Here is an 18987-nt window from a genome sequence, read left to right as displayed (position 1 = left end):
GGAGTAGTTCATGAGTGGCCCCATCGAGCCGCAATGGAGTCTGTTACCTGACGACCCGGAAGCATTTTTCGGTCTGTCGGGAGAGTATGACCTGCGCGACCTGAAACGAAAATACAATTCCTATATCCGCCAGTTTAAGCCAGAACGGTTTCCGGAAGAGTTTCAAAATATCCGGGCGGCGTTTGAACGACTGAACGATGCGTTGCGTTATCACGAACGACCCCGCTCTTCCAGTATCCAGCCCGATCTGCAGTTCGACTGGAACTTCAATGAACTGACCCATCAGGATCCGCAGTCGGGTGAACTCCCTCCCGAACTGGTAAAGCCACGCGCATTTCCCTGGCCGGATGACGCCCACCCCGTTGAGCGCAGCGATGGCCTGTCGGCCCAGTCCGATCCCCAGCGATTGCATGAGCGCATCAACGTGGAATCGCTGCCTGGCATTTTCGAGGATCTCAAGCAAAAAGAAGAGAAATCTCCTTACGACTATTACACGCTCGCCGTCCTCTCTGATGTCCAGCAGGAAAAGACACATTCATTCGCTTACTGGTTACTGGAAGGCTTGCAGGCGCATCCCGACGAGCCGGCGCTGTTTGAACTGCTGCGTCAGTACTTTGCCAATCAACCGGCGTCTGACGGTCTTCCGGAACTGCTGGAAGCCACGGCGCGGATCATTCGCACGGACCGGTTCTACTACCTGACCGAGCGGGCGTGGGACGAACTGCTGCGACATGATGCGTTTAGTGATTTCCGCGAGCACCTTGAAACCTGTGAAGCCAATCTACTGGATCACCGCATTGATCACATGCTGGTTTTTTATCTGCATATTTTGAAAACCGCAGTCTGGAAAGCCAGCGACCACTGGCTGCGGGAAAAATTTGGCGAGATCGAAGCTCACTACGATCGCCTGCCTTACTGGGCGGAAGAGGAAATTGATTTCCTGGAACAGATCAATCAATACCGCAGTCAGCGCAGCGAGTTTTTAGAAGGGGGCCCGATACGGGCCATGATCGATCAGGCGATTTTCGACTATTGCACACAAAGGGAATCCGATGCCGACCGGAGCTTCCTGGAATGTCAGAACCAGCTGGTTTCACTGGAAGAAGAAGTACTGCGAGAATTTGATGTCCCCCAGGAAGACTTTGGAATCGCGCTGTATCTCTGGGAGCGGATTTCGTCTGATGTGCTGGAACGCATCGCAGATGACCTGGACCCGGAACAGACCGATTCGCTGGAAATCCGGGCTAAGAAGCTGGGGCATCGACTGCTGACCGATGGCGTGGGGACCCGTTTCCGAATTTTCCACTATTCGTTTGCGATACTGGGCATCGGGATCTTCGGAACGATCGGCCTGATGATCTACTACCTGATTTATATTCTGGACTCGTTCTGGATCAACCTGCTGAAAATCTTCGGAATTATGATTGCTGATTTTGTGATACTGCTGCTGGTTGGGGCGCTGCAGGATTGGGTGATCCGGGGCTATTATCGCAGTTGGTGGCGTTTTGAACTCATGCGGTATTACCAGACACAATGGTTTCCCCTGCATGATCTGGCTGCAGAACTGGAACAGATTAAATCCATCAAAGTAGGAGACGAAGAGCGTGAAGGACTCGACAAAATCGCGGAAGCGATGCGAAAAGATGTCGGCCTGTTTCTGTTTGTCAACGCACAACGCCTGCTAACGGCCTGCCAGTAGGAATGATCGGGAAGATTCACTATGACTGATTCACCAAAGCAGGAATACCTCAGCCAGATATTGCAGATGAATCCGCTGGAACAACCGGCAGAAATCCTGAACCGTCGCAAACAGTTTCTGCAGCCACAGTCGGAATTTCATCAGTTCGACACGATGAATTCCAGTTATGAAGAACGCAGAACGCAGGCCCTCGAACAGATCACCACTCTGCGAAAACACTTCTGGTCTTTCAAGACTTCGGTGATTGAGCAACGATTGAATGCAATCGACATCGCGGATTTTCCCGAGCTGACGTTTGCCATCGGACGGTTACGAAAAATAGCTGCATTACGCGAATCCTTTACCCGGCTGCAGCATCGTTGTGAGGGCCATGAAACATTCTATGCGCAGTTCTGTACGCTGGTGATCTCCTCTCCAGCTGAAGCCGAACGACTGCGTTCAACCTCGGTTGCCCGACCGCAAGGCGCCGTGTTCGACCTGGAACTGGTCCGCCCGGAAGATGAGCGAAAGCTGGCCCGCATCGTTCAGCAGGAGTTTCCGGAACTGCATGCGCTGGAAAAAGACTGGCTCAATCAACTCGCGGCGACTTCAAAGAAATCAAATGCCATCGCGTTGATGGTAAAAACCTTATACACGTTGATCACGCTAGCAGCCGGGATTTCCGTATTATTGATCCTGTATTTATGCCTGTGATGCCGGAGAGGGAGAGTGATGCCGCTGTTATTGAATGGAGCATTCGATGAGTGATCCCAGCGATCCACAATGGGATCTGTTACCGGATCAACCGGAACCGTTTTTCGGTCTGTCGGGCAAGTACGATGTGCGCGATCTGAAGCGCAGCTATAACGCATTCATTCGCAAGTTTAAACCGGAAAAGTTTCCTGCCGAATTTCAGAAGATCCGCGCGGCCTACGAACGCCTGGACGATGCGCTCCGCTATGGAGAAACTTCCTCGCCGAATCAGAACACGGCTGACTGGCATTTCAACTGGTCGGAAGTTCTGCAGGAGCAACAGAAACCGGGGTCCCCGGCAGTTCCCCCGCAACCGCCGGTGGATGCGAACACTGATCACGAAGACGCAGAACCGGTATTCCTGTCGGATGAGCAGCCTTTACATGAGCGTGTCAGAGCAGAACGACTTCAGGATCTGTATCAGGAACTGAAAACGTTGCCAGTGAAAACGCCTTACGAATATTACGCGCTGGCATTTCTGTCCGATCTGCTGGAAGGCCATTCCCAGTCGTTCCCGATGTGGCTGCTGAAAGGATTGAAAGCGCACCCGGGCGATCCGGCGCTCTTTGAACTACTGCATCAGTATTTTGTCACCAGTGACGCGCTGGAGGGGCTAGAGGAATTACTGATCAACACTTCGCGCGTCGTGCGTTCGGACCGGTTCTATTATCTGACCGAGAATGCCTGGGACCGCCTGCTGCGAAACGCACCGTTTCACACCTTCCGACACACGCTGGATGCCTGTGAAACGAACCTGCTCGATCATCAGGTCGATCACCTGCTGGTGTTTTATATCCACATTCTTAAAGCAGCGCTCTGGAAGGCAGATACGGTCTGGCTGAATTCCACCTTTTCACTGATTGAAACGAACCTGGTCAGGCTGCCCCCCTGGCTGGAGTATGAATTTCACTTCCTGGATCTGATCAGAGTCTATCAAAAGGAGCGGGAAGTGTTCCTCACGGGGGGGCCGTTGCGAACCATCATTGATCAGACCATTCAGGATTACTGTACCCAGAGCGAACAACAGGCGGATCAGAGTTTTCTGGAATGTCAGCAGCTGCTGGTTTCGCAGCGGAATGAGCTGTTGGAAGAATTCGATATCACCAGCACGGAATGTGAAACCATTCAGATCGTCTGGGAAAAAATCGCGGAAGATGTCTTCGAACGGATTAATACCGGATTCCATGAATCATTTCCGGAGTCACTGGAACAACGCACGCGGCAGCTCGTCGCGCAATTGTCTCAAGAAGACAGTGGAGCCGACTATCGACGGTCCGTCAAAATCCCCCGACTGGGCTTCCTGTTGTTTCTGGCGGTATCCGTCATGATCTCACTGCTCGGCCTGGTCTTCAAAGGGGATGCCATCAACGGACCCTTTTTGATTATTGGCTGCCTGCTCATTTTAAACGGAATCGTATTCGTGATCTCCAGCGTGATTTCGGAACATGTGGTTCGCGCTTTTTATACCAGTTGGTGGCGGCAGAAGCTGATGCAGTTCTATCAGTCAGACTGGGTTCCTTTGGTCGCAGTCGCGTTGCAGCTGAAGCAGCTGAAACAGAAACAGTTCAAGAAAAACAAAGCCTACAATCTCGACGAAGTGGCAATCCTCATGCTGCACGACGTCAGCCTGTACTTCTACACGACCGCGCAGCGTCTGCTGACGGCCTGTGAGTAACTTTCTTTGATTCTAAAACATTTCCCTTGACATTCTAGGGGAGTGCTGTGATACTCTTCCCTAAGCATTCTTGGGGAGAGAGACATGGCGAAAAAACAGAAAGCTGATCTTCTGCAGGGAACGCTGGATATGCTGATCCTGAAAAGCCTGCTTGCGCAGTCGCGGCACGGGTATGGCGTGGCGAAGTGGATTCAGGTTACCACAAAAGGCGCCCTGGAGATTGAAGAAGGTTCGCTCTATCCGGCCTTGCATCGGATGCAGAAACGAGGCTGGATCCAATCAAAATGGGGCTTATCTGAAAGTAATCGGCGGGCGAAATATTATCAACTGACGGCTGTCGGCCGCGCGCAACTCAAAACCGAAGTCCAGTCCTGGTCTCATCTGGTCGATGCGATCGGTCTGGTTCTGAAATCCAATCTGGCGGAGGGCTGAGATGATACGTCACTGGTTCCGCACCCTGGTCTCTTATCTGCGTCTGCCTCTCATCGCGCATGCGGATCGTGAATTGCATGATCTCCGTGAAGAAATCGAGTTTCATCTTTCATCCAGTGCAGCGGATCATCACAGTGAAGGCATGGATCCCCGACAGTCTCAGCAGACCGCGCTCGACCAGTTTGGCGATGTCAAAACGGTTGTCGACGATTGTTGCGATGTGTCCCTCTCCCGGCATCTGTTGTGGCATCGCCTGCATCAGTTGCTCACGCTGGGACTGGTGGTTGCGATGGGCTGGCTGATCTGGATTTATTACCCGTCTGAAAACAAACCTTCGTCTGACAACACTCAACTGGCGGCTTCGGGATATCGGAAATCAGAAACCACCGGCGATATCAAAGGCACTGTGGTGACCGAAGATGGTCATCCTCTCAGTGATACTCATATACTGGCTGTGGTCAAAACCTGGCCTCCCCATGGTTTCAGACAGAATTCTTTTACCGCAGTCACGCGCCCCGACGGGACGTTTTTGATCGAAAATGTCTACCCGCCCGGTCAGGAATACGAAGTCCAGATCGCCGCCATCGCCGACGCGCATCTGTTGAAATCCGAATATATCTCAATGCGTACTGGCACCCTGGATCCCTTTCACTTTCAACTGACGAAATCTGCTGCTCTGGTACTGCATTTTGAATCGAAGACAGGAACGCCTTTGGCGGGAGTCAGCGCGTTTCCCTTTGAACGCATTGATCAAAGCGGTCAGGAGCATTGCATTTATTTCTGTAGCGCCCGGCCTGTAGTCCGTCAATCAAACCAGGCTGGAATTCTGCCCATGCCCCACTTCCTGTCAGGAGAACAGGTGACCGTTTACATACAATTTCCTGGCGGTGAATGGCAAACACGAAAATTAACCGTTCCCACTGACAATCAGGCTGTGACCCTCACTCCAGAACCTTCCAGTCGCTTAGATGACGGCTGACAGAGATCGATTCTGATTTTAAATATTCCATCATACTGCTGCGCACAAGGTACGCGCCGCCCCTTCAGAAAACAGAAAGGCCCGATGATGAATCCCAGATACTACTTCACTTTAGCCTGGATTCTGCTGATCCCGTTCAGCAGCAATGTTTCTATTTCCGCGGAACCGGAGGTACTGCTCAAGGACAGCTTTGAAGCCGGTACGAAAGCGCCCGAAGACTGGCAGAGCGGCTTCAATGTGCCAGGAGTCAGATATGTCTATGATAAGGGACGCGGGAAATCGGGAGACCGCAGTCTCTCTCTGCAAAAATCCGCCCGCCGCTATTTTCCCATCGCACAATGGTACCGTCTGCTCCCGTATTCAGGTGAGAAACAGCAGCTCCAGGCCCAGTGCGAAGTGCGGGCCGAACAAGCCACCAAAGCCATCATCGATGCGCTATTCCTGGATGAGAACCAAAAAAGTCTCGGCCATCAATGGCTTTGCTACATCGGCTCCAAACAGGCCGACGATCCTCCTGCCAACCATGACTGGAAAACCTACACCGGCTCTGCAGAGATCCCGGAGAATACAAAACAGATTGTGATTGGCCTGCAGATCTACGGGCCGGGGAAAGTCTGGTTTGATGATCTGGAAGTCACGTTGACCGGCGAATCGGCTCCTGCAGAACCCGATCAGAAAGCAAAAGCGATTGACGTCAAAATCAATCGGGAAACGGGACAGTACCTGCTGATCACACCGAAAGACAAACCTGCAGCGAACAAACCGCGTGCTCTGCTGATCGTTCTTCCCGGCGGTGACGGCTCGGCCAATTTTCATCCGTTTGTAAATCGAATTTATGAGCATGCGCTACGCGACGACTTTGTGCTGGCACAACCAATCGCAAAAAAATGGACCTCCGATCAAAAAATCGTCTGGCCTACGGCAGCCAGTCATACCGCGAAGATGAAATTTACAACGGAGGAACTGATCAAAGCCGTCAAACAAGATGTCAGCGAAAAACAAACTATCGATCCCCAGCGAATTTATCTGCTGGCCTGGTCATCAGGAGGTCCCGCTGCATACGCGGCGCTGCTGCAAAAAGAAACAGACATTGACGGCGCGCTGATTGCCATGTCCGTCTTTAAGCCAGACCAGCTCCCTGATCCCGCAAATGCAAAACAGCGGAGCCTCTATCTGCTGCATTCGCCCGACGACAAAGTCTGCCCGTATCACATGGCAGAAACAGCGCGGGATACATTCAAAAAGGCAAACGTGCGCGCCACTCTGGTCGACTATTCTGGCGGTCATGGCTGGAAAGGAAACGTCTACGGCAATATTCGACAGGGAATTGACTGGCTTGAGAAAGCAGACTGAGCTGCCGCTGCATTCCTTAATATTCCGAGTCGATACGGTCGCGTTGCCTCCATCATCTAATTAATTAAAAGATTTCTTGACGAATCGCGATTCCTTGAGTAACATCATCTATAGAATTAGATGATTTGTATTGAGACGAGATTTTGCCGAACTTCGTTTGAGGAACTTTTCGATGGCGCGACCCGGATCAGAACACCCGACGGAACTGGAACTGGAAATTCTGAAAATCCTCTGGGATGAGGCACCCCTGCCCGTGCGTGACGTGCGGGCGCGACTTGAAGCACAGGCCGCGCGACCGCTGGCACACAGTTCGGTGATCACGACACTTAACATTATGTTTCACAAGGGGTTCGTGAAACGAAAAAAGGACGGCAAGTCGTTCCTGTTTTCGCCGCGCCTGCAGAAAAAAGCCGTCACTGGCGGCATCGTAGGCGATCTGTTGTCGCGTGTGTTTGATGGCTCTTCTTCAGCGCTGGTCATGAATCTGATTGAGACCGCGGACCTGGATTCCGACGAACTCGCGGCACTCCGCAAGCTCATCGCCCGCAAAGCAAAGGAGCAACAGCAATGATCTGGAATTCGCTCCTTGACCCCGCCTTGAGCAGCCGCCTTTGTCTGACACTCCTGCATTCGATCTGGCAGGTTTCCCTGCTCGCCGGTCTGCTCTGGCTCGCTGAACGCTGCTGGCAGAAGAACACCGTGGAACGGCATTATGTGCTGCACGTCGCGGCATTACTCTTCGCGATACTGGCGATTCCTGTCACATTTATGCTCGTGGGTCTGTCTGCTTCCGAACCCGTTGTTGTCCGTCAGGCTCCCGCTAAAACTGACACTTTCCCACCGCTGGCAAAGCCGCGCGCTACCGCTCCGGTTCCAGTCACTCCTGAAATGATAGAACACCGGCCAGATACGGAACCATCGATACCAGCGACAAACACGACGTTATCTGTAGCCGATATTCCGCCAGTGGATACCAAGGCGTCTCCCGCAACTCGATCTCAGGACTGGCTCTGGCTGTCGACCTGGATCGTCGCCTGCTACGTCGCGGGAGTCGCCTTTATGTTATTCCGACTGATTATCTCCAGTATCTGCGTGCAGAGACTCGGCGCGACGGCCGAACGAATTACCGCGGGTCCGCTCGTCAATTCATTACGCCACCTTTCCCAGAAGTGGTCGTTGAAAGTGGTTCCCGTGCTGGCCCGCAGCGAACAGATTATTGTGCCCCGCGTCAGCGGCATTCTGCGACCAATGATCCTGCTGCCCGCCTCTACCATCAGTGGACTCACTACCGACGAACTGGAACTGATTCTTGCGCATGAACTGGCTCACATCCGCCGCTTCGATCTGTGGGTCAATCTGTTGCAGCGGTTTACGGAAGCGATTCTGTTTTTCAATCCCGCGTTCTGGTATCTGAGTCACCGCATCAACATGCTGCGGGAATATTGTTGTGATGAAATGACCTGTCAGCTGAAGATCGATTCCACTTCCACGTTCGAATCGCGCGTGAATTATGCGACGGCACTGCTGCATGTCGCGGAACTGGCGAAACGCAGTATGTCCAGCAGCGATCTGACATCACTGGCTGCCAGTGGAAAGTCCCCCTCAGAAATTCGCCGTCGCGTGGCCCGGCTGTTTGGTGAATCCCTGCAGGAGCCCCTGCCGGTCTCACGCGGCGGCTTTTTCGGTCTGTTGATTCTGGGTGCAACACTGGCCATCGTCGGCCTGATTTCTCCCTCGTCCGCCCAGACGAATCAACCAGAAACAGAACCGAAACAACAGGCAGAATCGAAGCCGGCTGAGAAACCGGTTCCTCGGAAAAAACCGGTTTTGTATGGCCGCATCACCGATACCGAAGGAAAGCCAATCCCTGATGTCGAGGTCCAGCTCTACAGTGGTGTGGCGACTCGTTTTCGAGGTCAGAAAACAACCACAGATGCAGATGGCAAATACCGGTTCGATCCTCTAAAGACGGGGACTGCGATCATACTTGATGATACGCCTGAAGATAAGCGTGCTTATCAACACTTCGGCGTGCAGTTCCATCATCCCCAATACGTACCCGCCGATAGCCAATCGTGGCGTGACCTTAATGTATCACTCAAAGAACCTGAAGAGAAAGAGTTTAATCTGAAAATGAGGCGTGGCGGTTTCATCAAGGGAACCGTCATCGATCCCAAAACCGGCAAACCATTGCCAAAACTGGATCTGAGAATTGGCAATTCATTCTTCCTGAAGAATCAACGCAATTCGTTTATGGTCTACGCCACGACTGATGACGCCGGACAGTTTACGACCACCCCCCTCTTCCCGGGAAAATACCTGATCGAAATTAATGACAGTGATTATCAAGATGAATTTCGCTACCCGAAAATCGGCAGTGCTCAAGTGGAAGCCGGTAACACGACAGAACTCCAGCTGACCAGCAGCGCAGAAAAGATTTTCCAGGACCCGTTTCAAATCACAGGCACTGCGAAAGCCGATGATGGCAAATCAATGATCTATGGTGGCGTCGGAATTCGCCTTGTAAACAGCGACAAGCACGTGCGCACCCGCGGGGGTGGTATCGACGGAAAAAACAGCTTCGGAATCCGCTTTGGTCCCATCAACCGCGTCGAGGCGTCTGAGACTTCTCCTTATGGCGTGGGGACACACGACGTCGAACTGTTCGGCCAAAATCAACGCTTTGGCCACAAACTCATCAGCCGCACTCCCTCCGAACCACTGCGGATTACCGATGATCCGAATCAGCCGGAACTGGAAGACGGCATTCGCTACATTCACCCCGATAAACCGGTTCATTTCGAACTGGTCTATGCCCGTGATCCGAAAATGACGCGGCAGTTTCGACTGAACGTTGTTGACCCGGACGGCAAACCAATTCCTGATACGACCGTCGAAATACGCAGCGATCCCGCTCCCAAGCCAGATCAGATTATCCGTGGTCAATTCCTGCGTGACGCGACCTATGGACCGTTTGTGAAAACGAATGCTAAAGGCACACTCCTGTTTCGCATACCTCATCACATGAAACGCTTCAACCTCAGTATCAAAGCACCAGGTTACGCGCCCTACTGGGCCAGTTGGAGTTCCAGCATAATTCCAGATGAATTCACAGCGATTCTGGATGCAGGCTGGAAGGTGGGTGGCATCATTGTTGACGAAGCAGGCAAACCGATCGCAGGTGCCAATATTTCGCCCAGCGTGAATTTCAAAAAACGACCCGGCGATACCAGTAGATTAGGTGTCGGCACAAAAATCATCACCGATGACAAAGGGCAATGGCACTTTGATTACGTTCCTGCCTCCAAAGCAGAGGTGCACATTGATATTGATCATCCCGACTACCGTCCCTGGCGACAGCGCGTGGCCCGCAGTGAATTTGAAGTGAAAGCCAATGCCAGCCCCTCAGGAAAAATCACTCTGGAAGAGGGGCTGAACATCACTGGCAGCGTGACAGATGAGAACGGAAAACCGATCGCCGGCGCACTGGTCCGCACGAAATTCGTAAACGACATTCGCAAAGCGACCACTGATGAGTTTGGCGTTTACCTGATTTCCGGCTGCGAACCCAAGCTGACACGGGTTGCCGTAACCGCGAAAGGCCGGGCTCCTGAAGTTCAGGAAGTCGAAGTGGCTCCACAGATGGAACCGGTCGATTTCTCTTTGAAGCCTGGTGGAAAAATTCGGGTGCGTGTCGTTGATGAAAACGGGAAAGGCATCCCCAAAGCCAGCATCTATTTCCAACGCTGGCGCGGGGCGTGGTACAATCTCTTTGAGTTTGACAATGTGAACCATTACACCGATAAGAACGGGATCTGGGAATGGGATGAAGCGCCGCTGGACGAATTCCAGGCCGACATCTGCCGTCCGGGAGGCATGCAACTCGCCAATCAGAAGCTGTTGGCTCGCGCAGAAGAATATGTATTCCATCCACCCAAAGCGTTAGTGATTTCAGGTAATGTGATCGACGCGGTGACGAAGCAGCCCATCAAAAAGTTTCGCGTTACTCCGGGAGCTGAAAGAGACAATTCGCGGACCCGTCTGTCCTGGAACTCATCCGACAGTTTCACCGCCTCAGATGGTAAATATCAGCTTCGTATCACGCGTGGCGAGTCGGCGCACTTTGTGCGGATTGAAGCAGACGGCTATGAAGTCGCCACGTCCCGCGCTTTCAAGCCCAATGAAGAAAGCGTGTCTTACGATTTTGCCTTAAAACCTGCCAGAGATATTGCTGCCACGATTCTGACTGCGGAGGGCAAACCGGCAGCTGCTGCAGAGATCGCTGTCGGGATTGCCGGTTCGCAGATCAGTATCCGACAGGGTCGACTGGGGACCCGGCAGACATATGCCACCGTATTGAAAAGCGATGAGGCAGGCCACTTCGGTATACCCCCCCGAAATGAACCGTTTCAACTGATCATTCTCCATCCTGCCGGCTTCGCATACCTCAAGTCGGAAACAGGACCCATTCCCGACCCGATACAACTCACCCCCTGGGCGCGGATTGAAGGTACATTCACTATTGGAAAACAACCGGCGGCAGGCGTGAAACTCGCATTGGGGTTGAATAACGGTATCAGCTCTTCAAGTGACGAGGGTCCCAGTATTTTTACACAGAATGAAATTAAAACCGATCAAAATGGCCGTTACGTGTTTGACCGGGCCTTTCCCGGGCAGACCCGCGTTGGTCGCAGCATTACTTATATGGTCAGACAGGGCGCAACTGAAGCGACTTCGGCAATTCAGATACCCATAGAATTGAAAGCCGGTGAAACGAAGGCACTCAACCTGGGAGGCTCAGGGCGACCCGTCATCGGAAAACTCAAACCGTCTGAGACGCACACGGGCAATGTGGTCTGGCCATTAGCACATCTTTCTGCCCACGAATATTTCAAACCCCCCACCGGCATGTTGCCTCTGGAAGCCATCAACAATAATCCCCGTGGCTTTCAAGCCTGGTATACCGCCTGGCAAAAGTCAAAAGACTATCCGGCTGAAAAAGTGATTTACGAACGATATACGGAGGCCCGCAGCAAACGGCTCGATGAAACGCCACGCATCAATGCCAGTGTTGCCCGCGACGGTTCATTCCGGATCGACGATGTTCCGCCGGGAGAGTATGTCCTCAGCGTCAACTTCTACGAACGGGAAAATAACCCCGGCTACGTAGGCGATCTGCATTTTACCGTGCCCCCTGTGGAAAACGGATTTAGTTCTGAAGCCGTTGATCTGGGCACACTCACGCTGAAATAAAAACCATACTGCCTGTTCTCATTTCGTTTTCCCCTGTAGAAAAACAACAATTTCCTGACCTGATCTACATGATTGAATACCGTGCATAGATGTATGTTACAGATCGCGCACAGCGAAAGCAGGATGGCACTCACTCGATCGCCTGATGTCATCCCGACGGCTGAGAGCGCCTGAATCAGTACGAAACCAGACTTGTTTCACGTTGAACGCTACCAACGAGGTGAATTCATGACAATTTTTGATACCACGTCGTCCCGACCGGCATCGCAACCCATTTCTGATGTGCCTCGACACGGGAATTCTGTCAGAAGCTTTCGAATTCTAATTGGGCTGATCATCCTCTTGAGTCTGATCGTGGGAATTCACCCCCTCAATCTGGCGAGCGCGCAAGACAAGAAGAACACGAAAGCCCCTGCAGACAAGTACTGGACTGTGGGAGGGATCATTGTTGACAAAGCAGGACAGCCCGTCGCCGATGCGAATATCTCGGTGGATGTGCGCCGTTATAGACGGAACAAAGATGTCAAACGACCGGCTGTCAACACGAAAATCACAACGAATACAACAGGTCAATGGCAGTTCGATTACGTTCCTGATTCTGAATCGGAAGTTTTTATCGCCATCAATCACCCCGAGTATGGTCCCTGGCGAAAACGGATTAATCGCAGTGTCTTCGAAGTGAAAGCCAATGCGCGTCCTTCCGCGAAAATCACACTGGGGCAGGGATTGAACATCACGGGCAGTGTGACGGATGAAAACGGCAAACCTGTTGGCGGCGCGCTGATTCGCACTAAATTCCTGAATGAAATTCGCGAAACAAAAACGGATGAGTTTGGCGTCTATCTGCTCAGCGGTTGTGAACCCCGCGTGACGCGTATTGTGGCATCCGCAAAGGGCCGCGCACTGGAAGTGAAAGAAGTTCGCGTGGCCCCGGAGATGGAACCGGTCGACTTTGTCCTTAAACCCGGCGGTAAGATCCGCATACGTGTCGTCGATGAAAACGGGAAAGGGATTCCCAAGGCACGCATTTTTTTCCAGCGCTGGCGCGGCAGAATCGATTACTTCGAGTTCGACCATGTCAGCCAGTACGCCGACGAGCATGGCATCTGGGAATGGGACGAAGCCCCCCTGGATGAATTTCAGGCCGACATCTGTCGTCCCGGTGGAATGCAGCTCTCCCAAGAACCGCTCATCGCCCGAGAAAAGGAATATGTCTTCACTCCGCCTCCGGCCCTGGTGGTCTCGGGACGTGTGATTGATGCGAAGACAAAACAACCGATCAAACAGTTTCATGTCACCCCCGGGCTGCGCAACAGCGATCCTCGCCTCGGCATGAACTGGATTCCCCGCGACAGTTTCGACGCTACCGATGGAACATATCGCGTTCGCCTGAAACACGACTATCCGGCACATCTGGTACGAATCGAAGCCACCGGTTATCAACTGGCTGTCTCGCGTGATATCAAAACCGATGAGGGAGAAATCGAGATTGATTTTGCTCTGAAACCGGCACAAGATATCGCTGCGACCCTGATGACAGCAGCGGGGAAACCGGCGGCAGGCGCAAAGATTGCCCTCGGTGTCGCCGACTCACAGATCAACGTTGAGAATGGTGAAATTGATGACGGTTCGACGATCGCCACACAGCTCAAGTCGGATGCAAAAGGGCATTTCAGCATTCCGGCACGGACAGAACCATTCCAGCTGATGATCACGCATCCGGCCGGTTACGCGCACCTCAAATCGGAAAAAGGGGCGATCCCGGAAACCGTCACTCTCACACCCTGGGCGCGCATTGAAGGTACGTTTCGTGTCGGCACAAAGCCGGTTGCGGGAGTTCCGCTTACCATCTTCAGCAATGTGAGCCCGTCTTACGGTGAAGGCGTTCCGAATATCTTCACCCACCACGACACGACCACGGGTAAAGACGGTCGTTATGTGTTTGAACGTGTCTTTCCGGGACACGGACGCATTAACCGCCGCATCAAGCTGACCGTCAATGCAGGCTCCTCTGAACCCACTTCATCGGTCCGAGTACCCGTCGATTTTGTCGCCGGAGAAACGATCTCGCTGGACCTGGGAGGCACCGGTCGACCGGTAATCGGTAAACTCGCAGCGCCTGTCAATCATCAGGGGGAAGTCCTCTGGGCCTTCGCGCTGGTTGACGCGCATCGCTATCTAACGCCACCCGCGGGAATGTTATCACTAGAAGCGGCCAGGAAAGACCCTCTCCACTTTCGCGACTGGGTACTGGCCTGGAGAAAATCACCGGCGTATGAAGTGGAGAAAGTCGTCTATCAGAAATATCAGCAGGCGCGCAGCCAATTACTGGCCGAATCTCCCAGCCTCACTGCCAGCATTGCCCGCGATGGTACCTTTCGTATCGACGATGTGCCGCCGGGAGACTATGTCCTGAAAGTCACCTTCAGAGATCAGAAGCATGCCGTGGGCAGCTTAACCGACGTCCATTTTACCGTGCCCCCTGTGGAAAACGGATTTAGTTCTGAAGCCCTTGATCTGGGTACATTGACGATGCAGAAGTAATAATCTCGTTGCATGGAGCAGAAAATTATCAGCTTCTTTGATTTGCAATACCGCTGGTTGGCGACCTGCGATATTTACTCTGCGACACGTGTGATGCGTGTTACCGGCCCCCGCTCGATGATCCGTGACCGGGCAGGCAACTCGAGTGCTTCCAGTGCAAACGTATTTTCTTCAATGGCGGCATTCGGCTTGATCGTATTGAATTCCAGCTCCCATTTTTTGTTCGCGATGTAAGAGACTTCAATCATCTTCTTGACGCACCAGACGCCGTCAATTTGCGTCCATGCTAGATCATTCGACTGCATCAGTTTTCTCTGCGGGTTTTCACAGCGATAGCTGCCCAGATGAAAACCGTCTTTTTTTCGAAACAGCAAATCGACTTTTCCCGCCTTCCCCTGTCGGCCAACCAGATACCCCGCTGTAATGTCTCCTTGCGGCGTATAGGAACAGGCGAGTCTGTCTCGACCCAGGTTTTCAATCACCATCGGGAAATAGCAGACTTCCCGATCCAGGTGGGCGATGTCCCAGGGGAAATGAGCGATTTGCGGGGAGACGATGCCTGATCGCGAAGCGCGGGCAGGAAACAAATCTCCCGCGGCCCCGGTCACAGAAATTCGTGGTGAGAAACGACTGGTGGCAAGCGTACTCCCGTCAAACAGAATCACACGCCGCTGATACGCTTCCTGCGGAATCGCACGACGCTGATATGGTTCCTGAAGAGTCGTAAATTCCAGGCTGAGATAATATCGCGCCCCGTTGCACTTCGCTGTAATCTTCGCTTCCCTCAACAGAGGAAAGTCATCACCTGCAATGTCATATTCCCGGAAGTGTCCTTCCGCTGTATAACTGCGGAGCTGTATTTTTACTTCAGTACTGATTTTGACGAGCTTATCAATAGCGTCCTGATTCGCAGGGGATACCGGTTCTTCAGCAACAGTCGTCGAACAATAGAGTGAGAGCAGGCAGACACACGTGGTTAAGCGAAAATACATCAGAGAATCCCCCGTCTGGTCCGATGCCAGACCTGTAAAAGTACGATGAACAGGTTCAAAAATTTCAATCGTATGCAGGGGCGCTCAGTGTAACAGAATGAAACCTACCGAAACAAGATCGTTTCTGCACTGAATGTATTAATGTAGAACCGCGGACTCCTTGAGGATTCTCTCGCATTGCTGCGTTTGAAAAGCGAACCTGTTCTCACCAGAAGTCAGCGACCGTGGAGAATTCCGACTCCGTACCAAAAAACTATTTCACCGTCTGTGTTTCCAGCGCGAACCAGGACTTATTCAGATAACTGCAACTGCAGGCGGCTGAGGCATCGGGGACCAGCACCAGACCACCGGCAGGGATCGCATTGATCCAGCAGCCGGGACGGACGCCTCCGTAGTTTTCAATGCTGTCGTTTTTATTGAAGTCGAAATAACCCAACGTCGCCGACCGGAAGAACATCATGTTTTCGCAACTGGCAAGAATGCCACAACCGTAAGAACGTTTGAAGTTAAAAGGCTGGGGCTTGCCCGATTTCAGATTCCAGGCACCACCCTGGGCATACACGGTTTTTCCGTTAATCAGTGGCCGTGATCTGTAGTTGGCTTTGGCCTCCCAGGTTTTTTCTCCCGTCGTACTGTTAAAGACACTCAACCGGCCTCCCTTTTCGGAGGAGAGCTTGAAGCTCGTCGGTTGATAGCTCATCAGCAGCGCCTCGTTTTCGGCACTGACGGCGATCATCGTGCCATAGATATCCTCCTTGTTTTTCCACAAAACATAACCATCGTGGATACTCAGGCACAACAGTTGACCGGTGGCATGTTTGGCGGTTTTGGGAATCGGTTTACTGCGCGTCTCTTTGGTACGATCAAAATCAGCCAGCGGACGATCGATCAGGTAGAGTTTCTCGTTCGCAATCGCAATGGCGTTATGTCGAATCGAATCTTCTGGCTCGTACTGCCATTTCAGTTTCCTGGTTTTCGTATCAAAGGCGAACAGGCGGGTTGACTCTGTCAATTGTTTCGTCATATCTCCGGTCGTCGCATGATAGCGATACGCGACCACATGCTTGGGATCTGCGGCAGTGCCAATTAACATGCCGTCATGCCAGGCAATATATCCCCAGGGTTGTTTCGTTTTCTCTGCTTTGGGATCATCTGAGGGAGGGACGTCGTATGTATGCAGCAGTTCTCCCGTGGCAGCGTCCAGTTGAAAACAGTGTTCCTCATGACGGATGAATACGGAATCGCCTCCCAGGCAATAGTTGCTGCCGGTTCCCGAAGCGCCCATCAATTCATCACCATCGTAGGCGGCCAGCACGCCCTCGATTTTAAACCGCCACAGTTCATGACCGTTATACGCATCCACTGCCAGCAGGCCATCATTGCCTTCATGAAACAGGCGCCCTTTTGAGTACAAGGGAGCAGGCCCGCGACCATGTCGCGAGGGAATGACAAAATCGAAATCGCGATACCACAACATGCTTAACTGGCCGTTAACCAGTTTATCATTACTGCATAGCGTGTTCGCCGCATCCGCGTACTGGTGGGTCCATTCGCCGGCACCCGCAATCGCGCCCCGCTTCTCGATTTTCAATGCACCCGGTTTCCCCAGACAGATCACACCGCCATAAGGGCGCTGCAAACGTTTCAGTTCCTGCTGGGAAAGTGTGGCGGGGTCCTCTGAAAGGGATCTCCCGGAGACGACCAGGTTGGCGACTTTATTCGGCGTATTGGTTTGATCCAGCGAACGCTGCAACACTGTCACGCGCGATCCATACACGCCTGCTGCCGTCAGCTTCTGACGTGCCACCGCGACCAGTTCAGGATCGGATTCAATGGCGATAATTCGCAGCCGGGTGCGGGTCGCCAGTTCATATGCTAAGGCGCCATCACCACAGCCGACGTCAAAACAATAGCCTTTCTCGATGCCGGTTCGTTTGATGATTTCAGCGGCCGCCCGGGCAGCTGCAGAATCAGCTGGGTAAGGTGACTTCATCACCTGCGCCTCATTACCGGAAGCAGGTATTGTCGTCTTATTACCAAATGCATAGAGCGTCCCACGATCGGTGCTGACCAGCAGTCGTGCGTTGCTGGCCGCCAGTCCGTAAGCGGTGCCTTCCACCGGCGAAGACCACAGAGGTTTACCGGTTTCCAGATCAATGGTCTCAATCAGATTGTTCGCTCCGGAAACAATTTTGTCGCCCGCGATAATCAATGCCACACTGGGCTGTGTCTGCTTGACTGTCCAGATCTGTTTCAACGCTTTTCCCCGCACCAGCTTGCCTTTGCGGTCCGGGCTTTCGGTGTCGATCCATTGATAGCGGGAAATGCTTCCCCGGCTCGCCTGCACCAGGCCGTCCGGTGTTGCCACTGTGGGACCAGGTGCGGACTTGGCGATGGCTTCCCCGTCGGCTGCCTTGAATACCACCCCGCTGTTCAAAAACAGATCGCCAGCCACAATCGTATCGCCGCCCCCCTGCGCCCGGTTTTTCTGCAGGTGAAAATATTCGAATTGACCGTTCAGGCGATTCATCGACGCTGGCACGGCACGCCCGGCGGGTACCAGCAGATGATCTCCGGCGACGGCCAGATACCCTTGTGCTGAGATACCACTGTTGGCATCGGCGCCGCCGTGTGGTTGCGGCATATAAATCTGGCCTGAATCCGTGTTCGACCAGACCGGCTCTCCCGTTTTCGCGTTCAAAGCGTGCAGAAAGATTCCATCGCTGGGCCAGATTCCAGCAGCATAGTACACGGTATCATCGACGACGACTGCAGCACCACGGGCCGGCCATTTGGAGATCACACGCTCGTTCCCCACCACCATCTCTGCACGCGGGCCGCCCCGGTGTTTCCACAACAGGCTTCCATCTACAACACTTAATGCATATAGAAAACCATCATCACTGGTCACCAGCAGTTGATCCTGCCAGACCGTGGGGGCAAAACGCACGGGTCCTTCGGTAAAATATTCCCACACGGGTTTTCCGGTCTGCAGGTCGACCGCCTGAATTTTTCCGGTCACACTGTCGCCAGAGAAAACCCGATCATCGGCGATGACGCAGTGATTCACACGGTCGTAAGTCAGCCGTGTACTGCGTGGCCAGGCGGACTGGATGGCATGCGAATTCTGAATACGCCACTGCAGCGCCAGTTCTCCTGGCAAGCCGTCTGTTGTAAAACCAGTTCGCTCTGCGTCGGCCCGGTAAGTGGGCCAGTCGGCTGCCTGCAGTTGCAGTTCCGCCTGAAATAGTGCCAGACAGCAAGTAACAAATAATAGAAAGGCTCTCATGTTTTTCATACTTAATCGTTCCTGCTGCGAAATCTGTCC

At 52.9% G+C, this 18987-nt stretch carries 11 protein-coding genes; 9 read left to right on the top strand and 2 right to left on the bottom strand.

From position 1 onward, the window contains the following. The first annotated feature begins 10 nt into the window (after positions 1–10). The 9 genes from Pan161_RS00300 (at position 11) to Pan161_RS00260 (ending at position 14667) form a co-directional block, all read left to right on the top strand. Positions 11–1699 carry a hypothetical protein gene (locus Pan161_RS00300; protein ID WP_145223623.1) on the top strand — a complete coding sequence of 563 codons (1689 nt, stop codon included), beginning with the start codon at positions 11–13 and terminating at the stop codon, positions 1697–1699. Between the two features lie 21 nt (positions 1700–1720). Next, entirely contained in the window at positions 1721–2392 is a 672-nt protein-coding gene (locus Pan161_RS00295; RefSeq protein ID WP_145223622.1) for a hypothetical protein, read from the top strand. A gap of 46 nt (positions 2393–2438) precedes the next feature. Next, a complete protein-coding gene (locus Pan161_RS00290; protein ID WP_145223621.1) occupies positions 2439–4106 on the top strand; it encodes an undecaprenyl-diphosphate phosphatase in 1668 nt (555 codons plus the stop codon). 84 nt (positions 4107–4190) lie between these two features. Beyond that, complete coding sequence (locus Pan161_RS00285) at positions 4191–4538, top strand: PadR family transcriptional regulator (protein WP_145223620.1); 348 nt, start codon at positions 4191–4193, stop codon at positions 4536–4538. Between the two features lies 1 nt (position 4539). Further along, a complete protein-coding gene (locus Pan161_RS00280; protein ID WP_145223619.1) occupies positions 4540–5517 on the top strand; it encodes a carboxypeptidase-like regulatory domain-containing protein in 978 nt (325 codons plus the stop codon). Between the two features lie 84 nt (positions 5518–5601). After that, positions 5602–6870 (top strand): alpha/beta hydrolase, encoded by a 1269-nt coding sequence (locus Pan161_RS00275; RefSeq protein ID WP_145223618.1) that lies wholly within the window; start codon positions 5602–5604, stop codon positions 6868–6870. Between the two features lie 172 nt (positions 6871–7042). Further along, complete coding sequence (locus Pan161_RS00270; RefSeq protein WP_145223617.1) at positions 7043–7441, top strand: BlaI/MecI/CopY family transcriptional regulator; 399 nt, start codon at positions 7043–7045, stop codon at positions 7439–7441. Then, complete coding sequence (locus Pan161_RS00265; protein WP_145223616.1) at positions 7438–12123, top strand: carboxypeptidase regulatory-like domain-containing protein; 4686 nt, start codon at positions 7438–7440, stop codon at positions 12121–12123. The genes Pan161_RS00270 and Pan161_RS00265 overlap by 4 nt, the downstream gene beginning before the upstream one ends. Positions 12124–12351: 228 nt before the next feature. Further along, entirely contained in the window at positions 12352–14667 is a 2316-nt protein-coding gene (locus tag Pan161_RS00260) for a carboxypeptidase-like regulatory domain-containing protein (RefSeq protein ID WP_145223615.1), read from the top strand. A gap of 74 nt (positions 14668–14741) precedes the next feature. Here the strand turns inward: Pan161_RS00260 and Pan161_RS00255 are convergent, their stop codons facing one another. Both Pan161_RS00255 and Pan161_RS00250 read right to left on the bottom strand, forming a co-directional pair. After that, positions 14742–15659, bottom strand: coding sequence for a hypothetical protein (locus Pan161_RS00255; protein WP_145223614.1), 918 nt, complete (start codon positions 15657–15659; stop codon positions 14742–14744). Positions 15660–15912: 253 nt separating this feature from the next. Further along, positions 15913–18957 (bottom strand): outer membrane protein assembly factor BamB family protein, encoded by a 3045-nt coding sequence (locus Pan161_RS00250; protein WP_145223613.1) that lies wholly within the window; start codon positions 18955–18957, stop codon positions 15913–15915. Between the last annotated feature and the right edge of the window lie 30 nt (positions 18958–18987).

It is taken from the genome of Gimesia algae (assembly GCF_007746795.1).
GTDB lineage: Bacteria > Planctomycetota > Planctomycetia > Planctomycetales > Planctomycetaceae > Gimesia > Gimesia algae.
Note: the sequence above shows the minus strand (reverse complement) of the source record. Positions and strands in the feature narration are given on the sequence as shown.

What these genes read in the sequence shown, in the direction of transcription:
- Pan161_RS00300 (WP_145223623.1), top strand. Translation starts at nt 11, where the DNA reads ATGAGTGGCCCCATCGAGCCGCAATGGAGTCTGTTACCTGACGACCCG.
- Pan161_RS00295 (WP_145223622.1), top strand. Translation starts at nt 1,721, where the DNA reads ATGACTGATTCACCAAAGCAGGAATACCTCAGCCAGATATTGCAGATG.
- Pan161_RS00290 (WP_145223621.1), top strand. Translation starts at nt 2,439, where the DNA reads ATGAGTGATCCCAGCGATCCACAATGGGATCTGTTACCGGATCAACCG.
- Pan161_RS00285 (WP_145223620.1), top strand. Translation starts at nt 4,191, where the DNA reads ATGGCGAAAAAACAGAAAGCTGATCTTCTGCAGGGAACGCTGGATATG.
- Pan161_RS00280 (WP_145223619.1), top strand. Translation starts at nt 4,540, where the DNA reads ATGATACGTCACTGGTTCCGCACCCTGGTCTCTTATCTGCGTCTGCCT.
- Pan161_RS00275 (WP_145223618.1), top strand. Translation starts at nt 5,602, where the DNA reads ATGATGAATCCCAGATACTACTTCACTTTAGCCTGGATTCTGCTGATC.
- Pan161_RS00270 (WP_145223617.1), top strand. Translation starts at nt 7,043, where the DNA reads ATGGCGCGACCCGGATCAGAACACCCGACGGAACTGGAACTGGAAATT.
- Pan161_RS00265 (WP_145223616.1), top strand. Translation starts at nt 7,438, where the DNA reads ATGATCTGGAATTCGCTCCTTGACCCCGCCTTGAGCAGCCGCCTTTGT.
- Pan161_RS00260 (WP_145223615.1), top strand. Translation starts at nt 12,352, where the DNA reads ATGACAATTTTTGATACCACGTCGTCCCGACCGGCATCGCAACCCATT.
- Pan161_RS00255 (WP_145223614.1), bottom strand. Translation starts at nt 15,659, where the DNA reads ATGTATTTTCGCTTAACCACGTGTGTCTGCCTGCTCTCACTCTATTGT.
- Pan161_RS00250 (WP_145223613.1), bottom strand. Translation starts at nt 18,957, where the DNA reads ATGAAAAACATGAGAGCCTTTCTATTATTTGTTACTTGCTGTCTGGCA.